The sequence below is a fragment of the Streptomyces sp. B15 genome (genome assembly GCF_018070605.1).
Lineage (GTDB): Bacteria > Actinomycetota > Actinomycetes > Streptomycetales > Streptomycetaceae > Streptomyces > Streptomyces smyrnaeus.
Genome location: NZ_JAGPXJ010000046.1, coordinates 40,524 through 57,308, shown reverse-complemented (window position 1 = coordinate 57,308; position 16,785 = coordinate 40,524). Strand labels below are relative to the sequence as shown.

Here is a 16,785-nt window from a genome sequence, read left to right as displayed (position 1 = left end):
CTGGAGATGACGGGGTTGATAGGCCGGATCTGGAAGCACGGTAACGTGTGGAGGTGACCGGTACTAATAGGCCGAGGGCTTGTCCATAGAGGCTCGCGTCCACTGTGTGGGTTCTGAGACAACAACCCGTGGAACACACGACTGCTGTGGTGGTGGTGTGTTGCTGGTTGTGTGTTTCGCTGTGTTTCGGTGGTCATAGCGTGAGGGAAACGCCCGGTTACATTCCGAACCCGGAAGCTAAGCCTTTCAGCGCCGATGGTACTGCATGCGGGAGTGTGTGGGAGAGTAGGACGCCGCCGAACTCTTCGTGAAGGAAAGGGCCTTGCCGGCCGACGCCGGCAAGGCCCTTTTTTCATGCCCGGACCCGGCCCGATACGGTGGCGGCATGACCGGCCGCGCGCAGTTGATGTGGGACGAGGGCGTCATCGGCTACGACTTCGGCCGTGGGCATCCGATGGATCCGGTACGGCTCGCGCTGACGAAGCGCCTGATCGAGTCGTTGGGGGTGGAGCGCGGCCCGGACCTGAGCGTCGTGGCGGCGAAACCCGTCGGGGACTCGACGCTGCGGCTGGTGCACCGGCCGGACTACATCGATGCCGTCCGCCGTGCCTCGGCGGATCCCGCCTCCGCTGACCAGCGGTACGGCCTCGGTACCCCGGACGACCCGGCGTTCGCGCGTATGCATGAGGTCTCCGCACTGATCGCCGGGCAGTCGGTGGGCGGGGCCGAGGCGGTGTGGCAGGGCAGGGCGCTGCACGCCGTGAACTTCGCCGGCGGGCTGCATCACGCGATGCCGGGGAGTGCGTCGGGTTTCTGCGTCTACAACGATCCCGCGCTCGCCATCGCACGGCTCCTGGAGCTGGGGGCCGAGCGGGTGGCGTACGTCGATCTGGATGTGCATCACGGTGACGGCGTCGAGGCGGTGTTCTGGGACGACCCCCGTGTGCTGACCATCTCGCTGCACGAGCACCCGGGCACGCTCTTTCCGGGTACCGGGTGGCCGCAGGAGTGCGGTGGCGAGGGCGCGGAGGGCAGCGCGGTGAATGTTGCGCTGCCGCCCGGAACGGGCGACGAGGGCTGGCTGCGTGCGGTGCACGCGGTGGTGCCGGAGCTGCTGGAGGCCTTCGGGCCGCAGGTGCTGGTCTCGCAGCATGGTGCGGACACCCATGTCGAGGATCCGTTGGCGCACTTGGCGGTCAGCGTGGACGCCCAGCGGCTGGCGGCCGAGTCCGCGCACGAGTGGGCGCACACATATGCGGAGGGCCGGTGGCTGGCGACCGGGGGCGGGGGCTATGCGGTGGTCGACGTGGTGCCGCGGACGTGGACGCACCTGGTGGCCATCGCGGCGGGGACGCCCGTGCCGAGGGAGACCGAAGTGCCTGCCGAGTGGCGGCAGGAGGTGTACGCGCGTACGGGACGTGCCGGCGCCCAGCAGCGGATGACGGACGGGCTGGAGCCGCGCTGGCGGGGCTGGGGAGAGGGGTACGATCCCGCGGACCGGCTGGACCAGGCCGTACGGGCGACTCGTCGGGCGGTGTTCCCGGCACACGGCCTGCTGCCCTGAGCGTCGGCGGCTGCCCGGAGAGTTGTCAGCTGCCGTGACCGTCGGCGGCTGTGACGGTGTGGGAGCGAATGGTTCCGTAAGTGGGCCGGTTGAGGGCCGGACGGTGTGGGGTATCGGCAGTCCCGGGACTGTTTCCCGGCGCATCGTGGTCGGTTGTGTCAGCGTGAGGGCCGCGCCGCGGTGCGCTCGTCGTCGGCCCGGTGCTGTCTTCGGACCGACTCCCGGTCTACTACGTCACATTGGCCCCACCCCTGTCGTCGTCCGGATGTCTCGACCTAGCACCGACGCAGGGCGGACGTGTCGACATAGCGATGTGATTCGGGGTACGTCAGTGCGGCTCCTCCTACGTAAGGGGGGTTGTGCTGTTCTGTGAAACCGGCGCCTGCTCAACGGGCCGTGCGCGGGGCGCGAATGTGCGCGCCCCGCGACTCTCCCTGGGGGAGCCGACGGGAGTGGTTGCTGTGCGAGCTCGTCGGCCAAGGGATTTTCCGAAGGCGATGGTTGAGCTGTCAGTGCAGGTCAGCGCGGTAGCGGGACTCCGGGGCCGCCGGGTGCGCAGGGGGCGGCGCTCGGCGCGGGGCGGCGGGAGACAGCAGAGGGACGAGGGCGCTCGGGCGTTCCGTCGGATGACGCTGAGCAATCCGATTACTACCGCGCGCTTACTCGCTATGTACTCAATCGAGCGTGTCTGTCACGGTAGGCGGACGATCGCTACTCCTCTTCACCACTTGCATCACGCGCCCCTATTTTGGGGAGGAGCGCACATGCGAGCAGGAGGCACCGGAGGGGAAGCCGGTGCCCGACATGTGCGGAAGGTTCAGGTGTGACATGGCTGCTGACGAACGGCCGTTGAACGAGGTCGTGTTCCTGACCGTGGCGGAGGTCGCCGCGGTGATGCGAGTCTCCAAGATGACTGTGTACCGGCTGGTGCACAGCGGTCATCTGCCGGCGATCCGGGTGGGCAGGTCTTTCCGGGTGCCGGAGAAGGCTGTCCATGAGTACCTCGAGGAGTCGTACGTGGGGGTGGAGAGCGCCTAGGCCGACATCGGGTGTGATCGGTCACCGCTGCACCGGAACCCCGGTGCCCCTCGATTCACGACCATTCCCGCGTGGCGGGTAGGGTGGACCCATGTAGGTCGTGTGGGCTCGGACGCCCCGCACCGAGTATCGAAATGAGTTCGCCCCGCGTCCTGCGGGGGTGATTCGTGAGCGAGGGTAGTCGTGGGCTCTGTCATCAAGAAGCGGCGTAAGCGGATGGCTAAGAAGAAGCACCGCAAGCTGCTGAAGCGGACGCGAGTGCAGCGTCGCAACAAGAAGTGAGCGAGCGCACCGCACGCCACTGACCGCCGCCTTTCTCTCCGTTCAGTTCGGAGAGAAAGGCGGCGGTTCTGCTATGGATTCGCGGTATTGCCCCGCGGGGCGGCGACCGTGTCCGGGGTGTCAGGGAGGGAACGTGGGCAAGGTGGTGCTCGTCACCGGGGTGGCCAGACCGCTCGGTGGCCGTTTCGTGCGCCGTATCCAGCGTGAGCCCGACGTGAGCCGGGTGATCGGTGTGGACGCCCAGCCTCCCGTGCACGACCTCGGCGACGCGGAGTTCGTGCGGGCCGACATCCGGCAGCCGGCCATCGGCAAGGTGCTGGCCGAGCACGCCGTGGACACGGTTGTCCACATGGATGTGCACGGCACCCCGCCGACGCTGGGTGGTGGCGGGCGTGGCGCGGTCAAGGAGACCAATGTCATCGGTGCCATGCAGCTGCTCGGCGCCTGTCAGAAAGCGCCCACGATCAGTCGTCTGGTGATCAAATCGACGACGAGTGTGTACGGTTCCGCGCCCCGCGACCCCGCCGTCTTCGACGAGACGACCCCTGTCAGGGACCTGCCCAGCGGCGGCTTCGCCAAGGACGCCGTCGAGGTCGAGGGCTATGTACGCGGGTTCGCGCGGCGCCGACCGGATGTCGCGGTGACCGTGCTGCGGTTCGCCCACATCCTGGGTCCCGCCGCCGAGTCGCCACTCGCCGCCTACTTCGGGCTGCCCGTCCTGCCCACCGTCCTGGGGTACGACCCCCGGCTGCAGTTCGTGCACGACGACGACGTGATCGAGGTGCTGCGACTCGCGGCGGGCGAGCCGCGCCGGGGCACGCTCAACGCCGGGACGTTCAACATCGCCGGCGAGGGTGTGCTGCTGCTGTCGCAGTGCGCACGGCGTCTGGGCCGGCCGACTGCGCCGATGCTGCTGCCGGCGATCCGATGGAGCCGCAGTGTGCTGCGCTCGGTGGGCGCGACGGACTTCTCGCCCGAGCAGATACGGTTGCTCACCCACGGACGGGTGGTGCACACGGCGCACGCCCGCGACGTCCTCGGGTTCACGCCGCTCCGGACGACCGCCGAGACGCTCGACGCCTTCGTACGGGAACGCGGCCCGGGCCTGCTGCCGCCGCGCAGACTGGCCGAAACGGTCGACCGGTTCGCTGCGCTGCTGCCGGGGAAGCCGGGCCCGGAGGAGGTGCGCCAGGATGGCTGACGCGAAGGTCATACCCTTCGACGACGACAGGGACCGCTCGCGGGGCTCGGGGGCCTCCGGAGCCGCTGCTGGACGCGGGCCCTCGGGCGAGGGCCGCGCAGCGCGTACGGGCCGCTCCGGCGCCGCACAGCCCTCCGACACGGCCGGTTCCGCTACCGGTTCGGGCACCGCTTCCGATCCGGAGTCGACCTCCGGTCGGGGTACGGGGAGCGGCGGGCGGCGCAGAAGTGGCCGTACGGGCCGCCGCTCGCCTCTGACGACCGTGCCGGGGAAGCAGCCGGACGCGGTTGAGGAAGCCGAGGAGGCCGAGGAGGCCGAGGCGTCGCCGGAGCGGGGCGAGCCCGACCGTTCGGACCCTGGCGCCGGCCCGGAGGGGAGCGACCTGGCGGAGGGCGGCGCGCAGCCCGAGGGGCTGCTGGAGCGCGTGCTCGGTACGGACTGGGAGACCCGGGCCGCACGCGGCCTGGCCTTCCTGCGGCGCAGGCTCACCGGCGAGTACGAGGTCGACGACTTCGGCTACGACCAGGAGCTGACCGATCAGGTGTTGATGACGCTGCTGCGCCCGGTCTTCGAGAAGTACTTCCGCGTCGAGGTGCGCGGAGTGGAGAACATACCCGCGGACGGCGCGGCGCTGGTGGTCGCCAACCACTCCGGCACGCTCCCGCTTGACGGCCTGATGCTGCAGGTCGCCGTGCACGACCACCACCCCGCCGACCGCCATCTGCGGCTGCTCGGCGCCGACCTGGTGTTCGTGCTGCCGGTCGTCAACGAGCTGGCGCGCAAGGCCGGACACACGCTCGCCTGTGCGGAGGACGCCCAGACGCTGCTGGAGCGGGGGGAGGTCGTCGGCGTGATGCCGGAGGGCTTCAAGGGGCTGGGCAAGCCCTTCGCGGACCGCTACAAGCTGCAGCGGTTCGGCAGGGGCGGGTTCGTCTCCACGGCGCTGCGGGCGGGCGCGCCGATCGTGCCGTGCTCGATCGTGGGCGCCGAGGAGATCTATCCGATGGTCGGCAACTCCCGCACCCTCGCGCGGCTGCTCGGCTTCCCGTACTTCCCGATCACGCCGACCTTCCCCTGGCTCGGCCCGCTGGGTGCGGTGCCGTTGCCGACGAAGTGGACCATCCAGTTCGGCGAGCCGGTGCCCACCGACGACTATCCGCCGGAGGCGGCGGAGGATCCGATGCTGATGTTCAACCTCACCGACCAGGTGCGGGAAACGATCCAGCACACCCTCTACAAGCTGCTGGTGCGGCGGCGGTCGGTCTTCTTCTGAGCGAGTTTCCGGAAGCGCTTCTTCCGAGCGCTTCCGTGGCTGCTTCGAAACCGTCCGCCGCCGCACCGGGCTGCCGTGGCTACCTGTTGTCGCCGTCCAGGTCGAGGCGGGGCAGCACGTCGGGTACGAGGGGAGGCAGGGTCACCTTCGGCCCGCCGTCGGGGGTGGACGGGCTCTCGGAGTCGGGGTCGGAGTGCGACGGGCTGCCCTGCCTGCCGGACTCCTCGGGCGGCTCCAGCAGTCCGCCGCCGAGCAGGCCCTCGCGCTCCCGCTGCGAGTCGGAGGGTGACGGCTCCTCGCTGCTCCCGTCGCGCCGCCCGGACATGCCGTCCGCGGACGGGGAACTCGGTCGGGCGGAAGGCTCCTCCTCGCCCGTACGGTCGCCGGTGCCCGGCTCGCGTTCGGACGGGGCCTCCTCCCGATCGCGGGGGAGGAGCGAGCGCAGGGGGCTCACGTCCTGGTCTATGGCGTCGAAGACGGAGCTGACCTCGTCGCTCACGTCGTGCAGCTGCACCGGCAGCCGGTCGCGCAGCCGGGACCAGCTCGCCCGGTGGTTCTTGGAGAAGCTGGACAGGGACCGGATCGGGGCGAGGTCGCCGTTCTTCCGGAAGGCGGCGCTCAGCAGCCGGTGGCCCTCGGAGGCGTCCTGCCGCATCCCGGACAGCGTCTTGCGGACCTCGGCGAGCGCCTCGTGGTCCAGCCCGCCGGAGCGGTCCCGCTCCATGAGACGGCGGGCCTCGTTCATCCGCGTCGAGGCGTGGTCCAGCAGCAGGCTGCCGCGGTCGGCGTCGTCTCCGGCCAGATCGAGCCGGAGGTCCTCCATGCCGCGCTTGAGGCCGTAGAGCGAGTCGCCGGGCAGGGCGTCCGTGCTGGCCGCCGTGGCGCCGCCGAAGGCGCTGGCGGCCACCCCGACGCTCAGGCCGCCGGCTGCGAGTCCCTTGCCCAGCCGGGACTTGGGCCGCAGCTTGCCGAGCGGCCCGAGACCGGGCGCGCGGTGTGCGCCCCGGCCGCGGGAGCCGGTGCGGGCGTCGCGCTGCTCGGGGAAGTGCGCGCCGTGCGCCGCCGTCTCGCCCTCTCCGAACGCGGCTTCCATGGCCGCGATCAGCTGGGCGCGCTGGACAGTCTTGACCTGCGGGTCCAGCGTGGGACGGGGCACCCCGCCCAGTGAGTTCGCCAGGGCGAGCAGCGACCGGTCCGCACCGTCGTCGGCCCGGTGGCTGTGCGGTGTGCCCGTCGGCGGTGTCCCTTCGCCGTTCCCTCCCCCTGGGGGCGCCTCCCAGCGGGAGCTGGGGGAGTCGGGCCGGGAGGTACCCCCGGCCGGGGACTCCTCGGGCCCTGCCTCGGCCGCCGCGCCCGCGTCGCGCTCCTGCTCGTCCAGGGCTTGGGCGAAGGCGATGGCCCGTCGGCTCGTCGGCACGGATCCGATCACCGGCGGCACCTCCTCTCGTCAGCACGGTCGGCTCCCCACCACACAGGCGTGAGCGCGGCCGACCGCGTTCACTCAGGAGTGAGTGGACCCGGGCAGCCACGGCTTCGGGGAGTCTGCAACCCCGACAACGAGCGCAAGCCACTCGGGTTACGGAGTCGGATGTCACGATGATGTGACCGGTGCTGGACGCCGCTCGGCGGAGTGCTCGGCGGGTGCTCAGCGCGCGTCGTCGGGCAGGAGTCTGGCGAGCGTGCGGACGGCGCGGTACTGGAGTGTCTTGATGGCGCCCTCGTTCTTGCCCATCACCCGGGCCGTTTCGGCCACGGAGAGCCCCTGCAGAAATCGGAGCGTTACGCACTCCTGCTGTTGGGGGTTGAGCTTACGTACGGCCTCCAGCAGGGCGGCGTTGGAGAGGGACTCGAGGACCGACTCCTCCGGGGAGCGTTCGACCTCGTTGGCGTCGAGCATCTCGCCGGTGGTCACTTCGAGGCGGAAGCGGCTCGACTTGAAGTGGTCGGCGACGAGGTTCCGGGCGATGGTCACCAGCCACGCCCCGAAGTCGCGGCCCTGCCAGGTGAAGGTTCCGATGCGGCGGAGGGCGCGCAGAAAGGTCTCACTGGTCAGGTCCTCGGCGGTCGCCCGGCCGCCGACGCGGTAGTAGATGTAGCGGTAGACGGTGTCGCTGTACTGGTCGTACAACCTGCCGAACGCCTCGGCCTCGCCGTCCTGGGCGCGTTCGACCAGGTCCATCATCCGGCGGCTGTCGGTGTCCGAGGCGGCGGGGCGCCGTGCGGTCGCACCGGTGCCGCGGGCGCGCCTGCCGCTCGCGGTGGAGGTGCGGGAGGCGGTTACCGCGTTCGAGTGGGCTGCCGACGGAGTCGACGAGGAGGCCGCGGAGGCGGTGGAGGCGGCGGTGGTAGCGGCGGCGGCAGCGGAGGCGGACGACGCCGTACGGGACGAGACCGCCGGGGACGTGGCGGCGGCGGTCGGATCGGCTGCGGTGGTCAGGGCGCGGGCGGCGCGGCGGGCGAGGGCATGGCAGGGACCTGCGGGGACAGTTGAGGCTCCTGCGGGGACAGGTGCGGTTGTTGCGGCAAGGGCAGGGACGGCGTACGCGGTGGGGACGAACGCACGCAGTTGGTCGATGACTGTCGTGCGCAGCGTAGCCAGGCCCGAGGCGTCAACCCCGACGTGTGGGTACACGGGACTCCCAGAGGCAGAGCTTCCATCACGTGCAGTGCGGAACCGTTCACCCGGCGTAGGGACGGATGGGTACCGAATTGCGTCTGAGGAGAATAACGCTTCGTACAGGCTGCGCTACACCTAGTTGCCAAAAACGTCGCTTCGGTTCGTTCCGTTACGGATTGAAGCCGCATTCAGGTACGAATCGAGGATAGTTTTTGATCGTTTTCCTGGCTGAATCTGACGCCTACTTGATGTGTTCCGCCCGACCGAGCAGACCGTGACTGCCGGCCGGGAGTGCCGGGTAACACTGCTGGATTGCTCCGTCCACAGCGGCACACGCCGGACGCACCACGGGTGTTGCCCGCCGCGGGTGCGCGGACGGCGGCCCTAGTGAGGAGGGTCAGCGGCGACGGCGCTGGACCGCGGCCGCGGCGACCGCGCCGCCTGCCAGCGCGCCGACCCCGGCTGCCGCCGGGATGCCCACCTTGGCCGCCTTGCGGCCCCTGCGGTAGTCCCGCAGTCGCCAGCCCATTTCACGAGCATGCGCCCGAAGACGGCTGTCAGGATTGATCGCATACGGATAACCGACGAGCGACAGCATCGGGATGTCGTTCGCCGAGTCGCTGTACGCGGCACACCTGTCCAGGTCGAGCCCCTCGGCCGCGGCCAGTGCGCGTACGGCCTCCGCCTTCGCCGGACCGTGCAGCGGTTCGCCGACCAGCCGCCCGGTGTAGACGCCGCCCACCGATTCGGCGACCGTGCCCAGCGCGCCGGTCAGCCCCAGCCGGCGCGCGATGATCGTCGCCGTCTCCACCGGCGCCGCCGTCACCAGCCACACCTTCTGTCCCGCGTCCAGATGCGCCTGCGCGAGTGCGCGGGTGCCCGGCCAGATGCGGCCCGCCATGTACTCGTCGTAGATCTCCTCGCCGATCGCCATCAGCTCCGAGACCCGGTGCCCCTTGACGATGGACAGCGCGCTCTCCCGGGCGTCCTGCATGTGGTCGGCGTTCTCGGAGCCGGCCAGCCGGAAGTACGCCTGCTGCCAGGCGAAGCGGGTCAGTTCGCGCTTCCGGAAGAACTTCCGCTTGTAGAGGCCGCGGCCGAAATGGAAGAGCGCGGCACCCTGCATGACCGTGTTGTCCAGGTCGAAGAAGGCGGCAGCGCGCACGTCCCCCGCCACGGGGAACTCCGCCTCCCAGGCGCCCTCCGCGCCTTCCCGCCCGGCCGCCGCCAGCTCCTGCTCCTGCTTGCGCGCCGCTTCGGCGGCCGCCTCGCCTGCGAGCACGCTGCGCGCGGTCGCCGAGCGCTTGCGAGAGGTGAGCCATGCAGGAAGGGCCATGCCGCGAGCATAGCCAGTCTGTTCGGTCAGGCGGTTGCGTGTCGGTTGCCGGGGGTGTGGTGGCGGTGGAACGGCCGGGGTCCGGGGGTTGCCTCCGGGGATCGCAGCGTGAGGTCAGGCGGTTGCGTGTCGGTTGCCGGGGGTGTGGTGGCGGTGGAACGGCCGGGGGTGGTGGCGGTGGGCGGCCGGTCCGCTGGGGATTCGGGCCCGGCGGCGGGTGGGCTGGAGAATGGAGGGATGAAGACTGTGACCCTCATCGGAAAGCCCGGATGCCATCTGTGTGACGTGGCGCGGGACGTGGTGGTCCGGGTGTGCGACGAAGTGGGCGCCACCTGGGAGGAGAAGAACATCAACCAGGAGCCGGAGCTCTACCGCCTCTACTGGGAGCAGATCCCGGTGGTGCTGGTCGACGGCGAGCAGCACGACTTCTGGCGCGTCGACCCCGAACGTCTCCGCAGCGCGCTCACCGGGTGACGCGGCGCCGACACCCGCCGTACGTGCCCACATACGTGCCCGGCGCGGGACTCTTCCGTGGCCGCTCGAATTCCGCTCAAGGACCGCCGAGGGCGGGCTTGTCCAGTGGGAATGTGGTCAGGGTTCGAGTTCGTTTCGATTAGTATCGAGGGCGTTTTGCCGTCCGGGGGCGTATACGTGAGGAGTGTGGCCGGGTGTCCCCGTTGATGCCTGTGGCGCCGGTCACGTTGGCCGGACAAACCGGACACAATCTTTGTGCACGCGTTCACAAAGGCATAGCCTGGGCGCGACGGAGCGGTCCGGGAGAGTGCCTCACATACGACCGCTCACCGCTTCGCGCAACCGGCAGGAGCACCGTGGCAACTGGCCGAAATCATCGTCCGGCGACGAGTCGGAGCCGAGGGATCCCCGAGGCGACCGTCGCCCGCCTTCCGCTGTATCTGCGGGCGCTCACCGCGCTGTCCGAGCGCTCGGTGCCCACGGTCTCCTCGGAGGAGCTGGCCTCCGCGGCGGGCGTCAATTCGGCCAAGCTGCGCAAGGATTTCTCCTACCTGGGTTCGTACGGCACCCGCGGGGTCGGCTACGACGTCGAATATCTCGTCTACCAGATCTCCCGCGAGCTGGGCCTCACCCAGGACTGGCCGGTTGTGATCGTCGGTATCGGTAACCTCGGCGCGGCGCTCGCCAACTACGGCGGTTTCGCCTCACGCGGCTTCCGGGTGGCGGCGCTGATCGACGCCGACCCGGGTCTGGCCGGGAAGCCCGTCGCGGGCATCCCCGTCCAGCACACCGACGAGCTGGAGAAGATCATCTCCGACAACGGGGTGTCCATCGGGGTGATCGCCACCCCGGCCGGTGCGGCCCAGCAGGTGTGCGACCGGCTCGTCGCGGCCGGTATCACCTCCATCCTCAACTTCGCACCGACCGTGCTGTCCGTCCCCGAAGGGGTCGACGTACGCAAGGTCGACCTGTCGATAGAGCTGCAGATCCTCGCCTTCCACGAGCAGCGCAAGGCGGGGGAGGAGCTGGGAGCGCCTCCCGGCCGGAGACCGGGGGAGGGCCCCGAGGCGGACACGGCGCCGCCCGCCGCGCCGCCCGCCGTGGCCGTCACCAAGCGCCCTCCCGAGTCCGGAACTGACGGGGATCTGCCCGCCGTGATGCCGGCATGAGCCTGCTCGTCGTCGGCCTGAGCCACCGCAGCGCACCGGTCAGCGTGCTGGAGCGGGCGGCGCTGGCCCCGCAGGCCCGGGGGAAGTTGCTGCAGGACACCCTGGGGGCCGAGCCCGCGGCCGAGGCCGCCGTGCTCTCCACCTGCAACCGGATCGAGCTGTACGCGGACGTCGACAAGTTCCACGCCGGTGTCGCCGAGCTGTCGACGCTGCTGGCCCAGCACAGCGGGGTGGAGCTGGAGGAGCTCACTCCGTATCTGTACGTGCACTACGAGGACCGGGCCGTGCACCACCTGTTCTCGGTGGCGTGCGGGCTCGACTCGATGGTCGTGGGCGAGGGGCAGATCCTCGGCCAGATCAAGGACGCGCTCGCCGTCGCCCAGGAGCAGCACACCGCCGGGCGCCTGCTGAACGACCTGTTCCAGCAGGCCCTGCGGGTGGGCAAGCGCGCCCACTCGGAGACCGGTATCGACAAGGCCGGGCAGTCGCTGGTGACCTTCGGCCTCGAACAGCTGGCCCAGGGAGCGGCTGTCGACGCGTGGGTACGCGGGCGCCGGGCGCTGGTGATCGGCGCCGGATCCATGTCCTCGCTCGCCGCGGTGACGCTGGCGCGCGCCGGTGTGGGCGAACTGGTGATCGTCAACCGGACGTTGGAGAGGGCCCAGCGGCTGGCGGAGAGCCTGGGGGCGAGAGCGTTGCCGATGGCCGCCGTCGCCGAGGAGCTGGCCTCGGCCGACGTGGTGGTGTCCTGCACCGGCGCCGCGGGCCTGGTACTGGGCGCCGCCGACATCGAGGGCGCGGTGCGCGGGCGCACCTCCGCCCTGGCCGTGCTGGACCTCGCCATGCCCCGCGACGTCGAAGCAGCGGTGCACCGCATCGACGGAGTGCGGCTCGTGGACATCGAGTCGCTGGCCGACGCCGAGGCGAACGCGCCGATGGCGGGGGACGTGGAAGCCGTCCGCCGCATCGTCGCCGAGGAGGTCGCCGCGTTCGGCGCCGCGCAGCGGGCGGCGACGATCACGCCGACCGTCGTGGCGCTGCGCACCATGGCCGCCGATGTCGTCGCCAGTGAGATGGCGCGGCTGGAGGGGCGGCTGCACGGTATGGACGACAAGCAGCGCGCGGAGATCACGCAGACCGTGCGCCGTGTCGTGGACAAGCTGCTGCACGCGCCCACCGTGCGCGTCAAACAGCTCGCGGGCGAGCCCGGCGGTGCCGGGTACGCCGACGCGCTGCGTGAACTCTTCGACCTCGACCCGCAGGCGGTCGCCGCTGTCAGCAATCCGGAACAGGAGCGGCAATGAACACCGACGCCACAGCCAACCCCCCACTGAGGCTGGGCACCCGCCGCAGCAAGCTCGCGATGGCGCAGTCCGGGCTGGTCGCCGAGGAGGTGCGCAGGCGCACGGGGCGGCCCGTCGAGCTGGTGGAGATCACCACGTACGGGGACATCAGCAAGGAGCAGCTCGCGCAGATCGGCGGCACCGGGGTGTTCGTCAACGCGCTGCGGGACGCCCTTACGCGCGGTGAGATCGACTTCGCCGTGCACTCGCTGAAGGATCTGCCGACGACCCAGCCGGCGGAGTTCGCGCTGGCCGCCGTGCCCGCCCGGGCCGATGCCCGGGATGTGCTGGTGGGCCGGGACGGGCTCGGCTTCGAGGCGCTGATCGGCGCCTGCGCGCCCGGCGTCGCGCGTATCGGCACGGGCTCGCCCCGCAGGATGGCGCAATTGCACGCCTGGGCGCGTACCCTCGAGGTCGAGATCGAGACCGTACCGATCCGGGGGAATATCGACACCCGGATCGGGTACGTGCGCTCCGGTGAGCTCGACGGCGTCGTGCTCGCCGCCGCCGGTCTGGAGCGCATCGGTCGCCTCGACGAGGAGGCCGCCGAATTGATCGAGCCCGACCAGGTTCTTCCCGCCCCCGGACAGGGGGCACTGGCCGTCGAGTGTGTGGCGTCCGACACGCACCTGGCCGCACAGCTCGCGGAGTTGGACGACCCGTGCACACGGGCGGCCGTCACCGCTGAGCGAACCCTGCTCGCCGCCTTGGAGGCCGGCTGCAGCGCACCTGTGGGGGCGCTGGCCGACCTGCTTGTCGAGGGGCAGGTTGTCACTGAAATGCGCCTGCGCGGCGTCGTCGGCACCACCGACGGTCGCACGCTGGTGCAGTTGTCCACCACCGGTCCCGCACCGGCGTCCGACGGCGGTTCTGCCGACCTTGCGCCCTTCGCGCGCATGGGCCAGGAACTCGCCGAGGAGATGCTCGCCAAGGGTGCGGCCGGTCTGATGGGGGAGCGAGCACTTTGAGCCCCACCGCCGCCGACAGGTCGCGCGCCGACAAGCCAGCCACAGCGCGCGCCGACAAGTCGAGCACCGCACAGAAGACGGCAGTCGTGAACAGACAGCACCTGCACGGTGCACACGGACACGTCACCTTCCTGGGTGCCGGGCCCGGAGACCCGGGGCTGCTGACGTTGCGCGCCGTCGAGGCGCTGGGGCGGGCCGACGTCCTCGTCGCCGACCCACGCGTGTACGACGTCGTACGTGCCCATACCCGTCCAGGTGTGGACACACCGCTGCAGGCCGTGACTGATGAGACGTCAACTGCCAGTGCAGCGGCCGACGATGCAGCCCTCGACCCGGGCGAGTCTGCCATAGCCGCCGCACGCGCCGGCAGGCGGGTCGTCCGTGCGGTCGCGGGCGACCCCGGGCTGGACTCGGACGCCGCCCGCGAGATGCTCGCCCTGGCTGACGAGGGCATTCCGTTCGAGGTCGTACCGGGTGTCGCCGCCGTTGTGGGCGTGCCCGCGTACGCCGGGGTGCCGCTGCGCGACGCGCAGGGCACCGACGTGCGGTTCGTGGACGCGAGCACGGCGGACGACCGGTGCTGGACCGAGCTGGGGGTCAGCGACGCGACCGTCGTCGTCTCCACCACGCTGGAGAAGGTCACCTCCGCCGCGGGTGAGCTGGTGGCCGCCGGCCGCAAGCCGGACACCCCGCTGACCGTCACCCTGGCCGGGACGACCACCCGGCAGCGCACCTTCACCGCGACGCTCGGCGGGATCACCCAGGCCCTCAAGCAGGCCAAGGTGCTGCCCTCCGCCGACGGCGGGCAGCCGGTCATAGCCGTGGTCGGTGAGCGCAGCGCCGCGGCCCAGCGCGAGCAGCTGGCCTGGTTCGAGTCCAAGCCGCTGTTCGGCTGGCAGGTCCTGGTGCCCCGCACCAAGGAGCAGGCGGCCTCCCTCTCCGACCAGCTTCGCTCCTACGGCGCCGTACCGGCCGAGGTGCCGACCATCGCCGTGGAGCCGCCGCGCACGCCGCAGCAGATGGAGCGCGCGGTCAAGGGCCTGGTGACGGGCCGCTACGAGTGGATCGCGTTCACCTCCGTCAACGCCGTCAAGGCGGTCCGCGAGAAGTTCGAGGAGTACGGGCTGGACGCGCGCGCCTTCGCCGGGATCAAGGTCGCGGCGGTGGGCGAGCAGACGGCGAACGCGCTGATCGAGTTCGGCGTCAAGCCCGACTTGGTGCCCAGCGGCGAGCAGTCGGCGGCCGGGCTGCTGGAGGACTGGCCGCCCTACGACCCGGTCTTCGACCCGATCGACCGGGTGTTCCTGCCGCGCGCCGACATCGCCACCGAGACGCTGGTGGCCGGCCTGATCGAGCTGGGCTGGGAGGTGGACGACGTGACCGCCTACCGCACGGTGCGCGCCTCGCCGCCGCCCGCCGAGACCCGGGAGGCCATCAAGGGCGGCGGGTTCGACGCGGTGCTGTTCACCTCGTCGTCCACGGTGCGGAACCTGGTCGGTATCGCGGGCAAACCGCACAACGTCACGGTCATCGCCTGTATCGGTCCCGCCACCGCGAAGACCGCGGAGGAGCACGGGCTGCGGGTGGATGTGATGTCGCCCGAGCCGTCGGTGCACAAGCTGGCCGAGGCGCTCGCCGACTTCGGCGCCCAGCGCCGTGCCGCCGCCGTCGAGGCGGGTGAACAGGTGAAGCGGCCGAGCGAGAAGCGCCCGGCCAGGAGGAGGGCACGCACATCATGAGCACGTACGGCAGCTTCCCGGCGGCCCGGCCGAGGCGGCTGCGCTCCACGGCGGCCATCCGCCGCCTGGTCGCCGAGCACCACACCCGGCCCGCCGATCTGATCCTGCCCGCCTTCGTGCGGGAGGGCATCAGCGAGCCGGTGCCGGTGGGCTCGATGCCGGGGGTCGTGCAGCACACCCGCGACACCTTGCGCAAGGCCGCCGTGGAGGCCGTCGAGGCGGGCGTCGGCGGACTGATGCTCTTCGGCGTGCCGGACGAAGCGAAGAAGGACGCCCAGGGCAGCGCGGGCACCGACCCGGAGGGCATCCTCCAGGTCGCGCTGCGCGACGTCCGGGCCGAGGTGGGCGACGAGTTGGTGCTCATGTCCGACCTGTGCCTGGACGAGTACACCGACCACGGCCACTGCGGGGTGCTGACCGCCGACCGGGGGCACCACCCGGCCGAAGGCTGGGGGAAGGTGGACAACGACGCGACGCTGGAGCGGTACGCCGAGATGGCCCGCGTACAGGCCGAGGCGGGCGCCCATGTGCTGGGCCCCAGCGGCATGATGGACGGCCAGATCGCGCACGTGCGCGCCGCGCTGGAGGAGGCCGGGCACACCGATGTGGCGGTGTTCGCCTACACCGCCAAGTACTCCTCCGCGTTCTACGGGCCCTTCCGGGAGGCCGTCGGCTCCTCGCTGCAGGGCGACCGCAAGACCTACCAGCAGGACCCGGCCAACGCCCGGGAGGCGCTGCGCGAGCTGTCGCTCGACCTCGCCGAGGGCGCGGACATGGTGATGGTCAAGCCGGGGCTGCCGTACCTGGACATCCTGCGGGACTTCGCCGAGCGGGTGGAGGTCCCCGTCGGCGTCTACCAGATCTCCGGCGAGTACGCGATGGTCGAGGCCGCCGCGGAGAAGGGGTGGATCGACCGCGAGGCGGCCATCCTGGAGACGCTGACGAGCTTCACCCGCGCCGGGGCGAACATGATCCTCACGTACTGGGCGACGGAGGCCGCCGGGCTGCTGCGCGCACGGCGCTGAACCGATCCGGCAGTGTGCTTCGGGCGCCATCCGCTGAGCGGATGGCGCCTTTTCGCTTTGTGTGTCCGTTTTTCGCATTGCGCGTTCGTGAATGACGCATGGTGCCCCTGTGCTGAACGGACGTTGTTGTTGTGGCCATGCGGAAGGATCACTTACGCTCGTCCCGCTTTCGAACGGGCGCCGGGCAAATTCCGCCGGTGCCCGGGTAGTTGACGTCATGTCAGCGCACTGTGCTGGGCGGCTGACCCCGCGCGACTCGGCGGTGCACTCTTCCGTCTCGCGAGTCCCCTTTGTCGCAGCGCCATCGCAGAGAAAGAGGAGCACACCATGAGGACTCTCGACCGCCCCGACTTCCACGTGGTCGACACCGAGGCGCTGGGCCGGATCGACCCGATAGAGCTGTACCCCGGGGTGACGGCGCAGGTGGTCGACTGGAGCAGCCCGGCCGACGGTTCGGACCCGCTGCCGCGCGAGGCCTTCGTGCGGTTCGCACCCGGCTCCGGCTACACCGAGCCCGACCACCACGGCGACAGCAGCGAGATCGTGGTCGTCGTGGAGGGCGAACTGCAGGACGAGGCGGGTAGCTATCCCGTCGGCAGCCGGGTCCGCGGGGCCCGGGGCTCCACCCACACCCCGCGAAGCGAACGAGGATGCCTGCTGTACGTCTACTTCCCGCAGCGGTGAGACCGGCAGCCGGCGACCGGGGCCCGGGTACGAGAGCCTGAAGCAGGAGGCCCGAAGGCAGGGTCCGGGCTC

15 protein-coding genes, 2 rRNA genes and 1 pseudogene are annotated in these 16,785 nt (G+C 70.9%); 15 read left to right on the top strand and 3 right to left on the bottom strand.

Features of this window, described 5'->3' with window-relative positions:
- From KBY19_RS20805 to KBY19_RS20775, 8 genes and pseudogenes are all read left to right on the top strand, one after another.
- Positions 1-87, top strand: a 23S ribosomal RNA gene (locus KBY19_RS20805); the annotation flags it as partial.
- 98 nt (positions 88-185) lie between these two features.
- Positions 186-302 (top strand): 5S ribosomal RNA (gene rrf, locus KBY19_RS20800).
- Positions 303-385: 83 nt separating this feature from the next.
- Entirely contained in the window at positions 386-1,564 is a 1,179-nt protein-coding gene (locus KBY19_RS20795) for an acetoin utilization protein AcuC (RefSeq protein ID WP_099883350.1), read from the top strand.
- Between the two features lie 523 nt (positions 1,565-2,087).
- Positions 2,088-2,264 (top strand): annotated as a pseudogene (locus tag KBY19_RS37800) (hypothetical protein); the annotation flags it as partial.
- A 128-nt stretch (positions 2,265-2,392) separates the two neighbouring features.
- Positions 2,393-2,602, top strand: coding sequence for a helix-turn-helix domain-containing protein (locus KBY19_RS20790; RefSeq protein ID WP_157846443.1), 210 nt, complete (start codon positions 2,393-2,395; stop codon positions 2,600-2,602).
- A 183-nt stretch (positions 2,603-2,785) separates the two neighbouring features.
- Positions 2,786-2,884 carry an AURKAIP1/COX24 domain-containing protein gene (locus KBY19_RS20785; protein ID WP_003948845.1) on the top strand — a complete coding sequence of 33 codons (99 nt, stop codon included), beginning with the start codon at positions 2,786-2,788 and terminating at the stop codon, positions 2,882-2,884.
- Positions 2,885-3,017: 133 nt separating this feature from the next.
- Entirely contained in the window at positions 3,018-4,085 is a 1,068-nt protein-coding gene (locus KBY19_RS20780; RefSeq protein WP_099883351.1) for an NAD-dependent epimerase/dehydratase family protein, read from the top strand.
- A complete protein-coding gene (locus tag KBY19_RS20775) occupies positions 4,078-5,358 on the top strand; it encodes a lysophospholipid acyltransferase family protein (protein ID WP_210966382.1) in 1,281 nt (426 codons plus the stop codon). Before KBY19_RS20780 ends, KBY19_RS20775 begins: the two co-directional genes overlap by 8 nt.
- A 79-nt stretch (positions 5,359-5,437) precedes the next feature.
- Here the strand turns inward: KBY19_RS20775 and KBY19_RS20770 are convergent, their stop codons facing one another.
- The 3 genes from KBY19_RS20770 to KBY19_RS20760 form a co-directional block, all read right to left on the bottom strand.
- Entirely contained in the window at positions 5,438-6,787 is a 1,350-nt protein-coding gene (locus KBY19_RS20770) for a DUF5667 domain-containing protein (RefSeq protein WP_099883352.1), read from the bottom strand.
- A gap of 216 nt (positions 6,788-7,003) precedes the next feature.
- Entirely contained in the window at positions 7,004-7,990 is a 987-nt protein-coding gene (locus KBY19_RS20765; protein ID WP_210966381.1) for an ECF subfamily RNA polymerase sigma factor, BldN family, read from the bottom strand.
- 382 nt (positions 7,991-8,372) lie between these two features.
- Entirely contained in the window at positions 8,373-9,311 is a 939-nt protein-coding gene (locus KBY19_RS20760; protein WP_185017823.1) for an HAD family phosphatase, read from the bottom strand.
- A gap of 237 nt (positions 9,312-9,548) precedes the next feature.
- Between KBY19_RS20760 and KBY19_RS20755 the strand changes: the two genes are divergently transcribed.
- The 7 genes from KBY19_RS20755 to KBY19_RS20725 all read left to right on the top strand — a co-directional run bounded on the left by KBY19_RS20755 (position 9,549) and on the right by KBY19_RS20725 (position 16,713).
- Entirely contained in the window at positions 9,549-9,785 is a 237-nt protein-coding gene (locus KBY19_RS20755; protein ID WP_099883355.1) for a glutaredoxin family protein, read from the top strand.
- A 356-nt stretch (positions 9,786-10,141) separates the two neighbouring features.
- On the top strand, positions 10,142-10,954 hold the full coding sequence (locus tag KBY19_RS20750; protein WP_099883356.1) for a redox-sensing transcriptional repressor Rex: 813 nt from the start codon (positions 10,142-10,144) through the stop codon (positions 10,952-10,954).
- Positions 10,951-12,258 (top strand): glutamyl-tRNA reductase, encoded by a 1,308-nt coding sequence (locus tag KBY19_RS20745; protein ID WP_099883357.1) that lies wholly within the window; start codon positions 10,951-10,953, stop codon positions 12,256-12,258. The genes KBY19_RS20750 and KBY19_RS20745 overlap by 4 nt, the downstream gene beginning before the upstream one ends.
- Positions 12,255-13,265: a hydroxymethylbilane synthase gene (gene hemC, locus KBY19_RS20740; RefSeq protein ID WP_099883358.1), complete on the top strand. Its 1,011-nt coding sequence runs from the start codon at positions 12,255-12,257 to the stop codon at positions 13,263-13,265. Before KBY19_RS20745 ends, hemC begins: the two co-directional genes overlap by 4 nt.
- Positions 13,266-13,351: 86 nt before the next feature.
- The gene (locus KBY19_RS20735) at positions 13,352-15,004 is read left to right on the top strand and encodes a uroporphyrinogen-III synthase (RefSeq protein ID WP_099886698.1); all 1,653 of its coding nucleotides are present in this window, start codon (positions 13,352-13,354) and stop codon (positions 15,002-15,004) included.
- Positions 15,001-16,029: a porphobilinogen synthase gene (hemB, locus tag KBY19_RS20730; RefSeq protein WP_099883359.1), complete on the top strand. Its 1,029-nt coding sequence runs from the start codon at positions 15,001-15,003 to the stop codon at positions 16,027-16,029. The genes KBY19_RS20735 and hemB overlap by 4 nt, the downstream gene beginning before the upstream one ends.
- Positions 16,030-16,356: 327 nt before the next feature.
- A complete protein-coding gene (locus KBY19_RS20725) occupies positions 16,357-16,713 on the top strand; it encodes a cupin domain-containing protein (protein WP_099883360.1) in 357 nt (118 codons plus the stop codon).
- Positions 16,714-16,785: the final 72 nt, after the last annotated feature.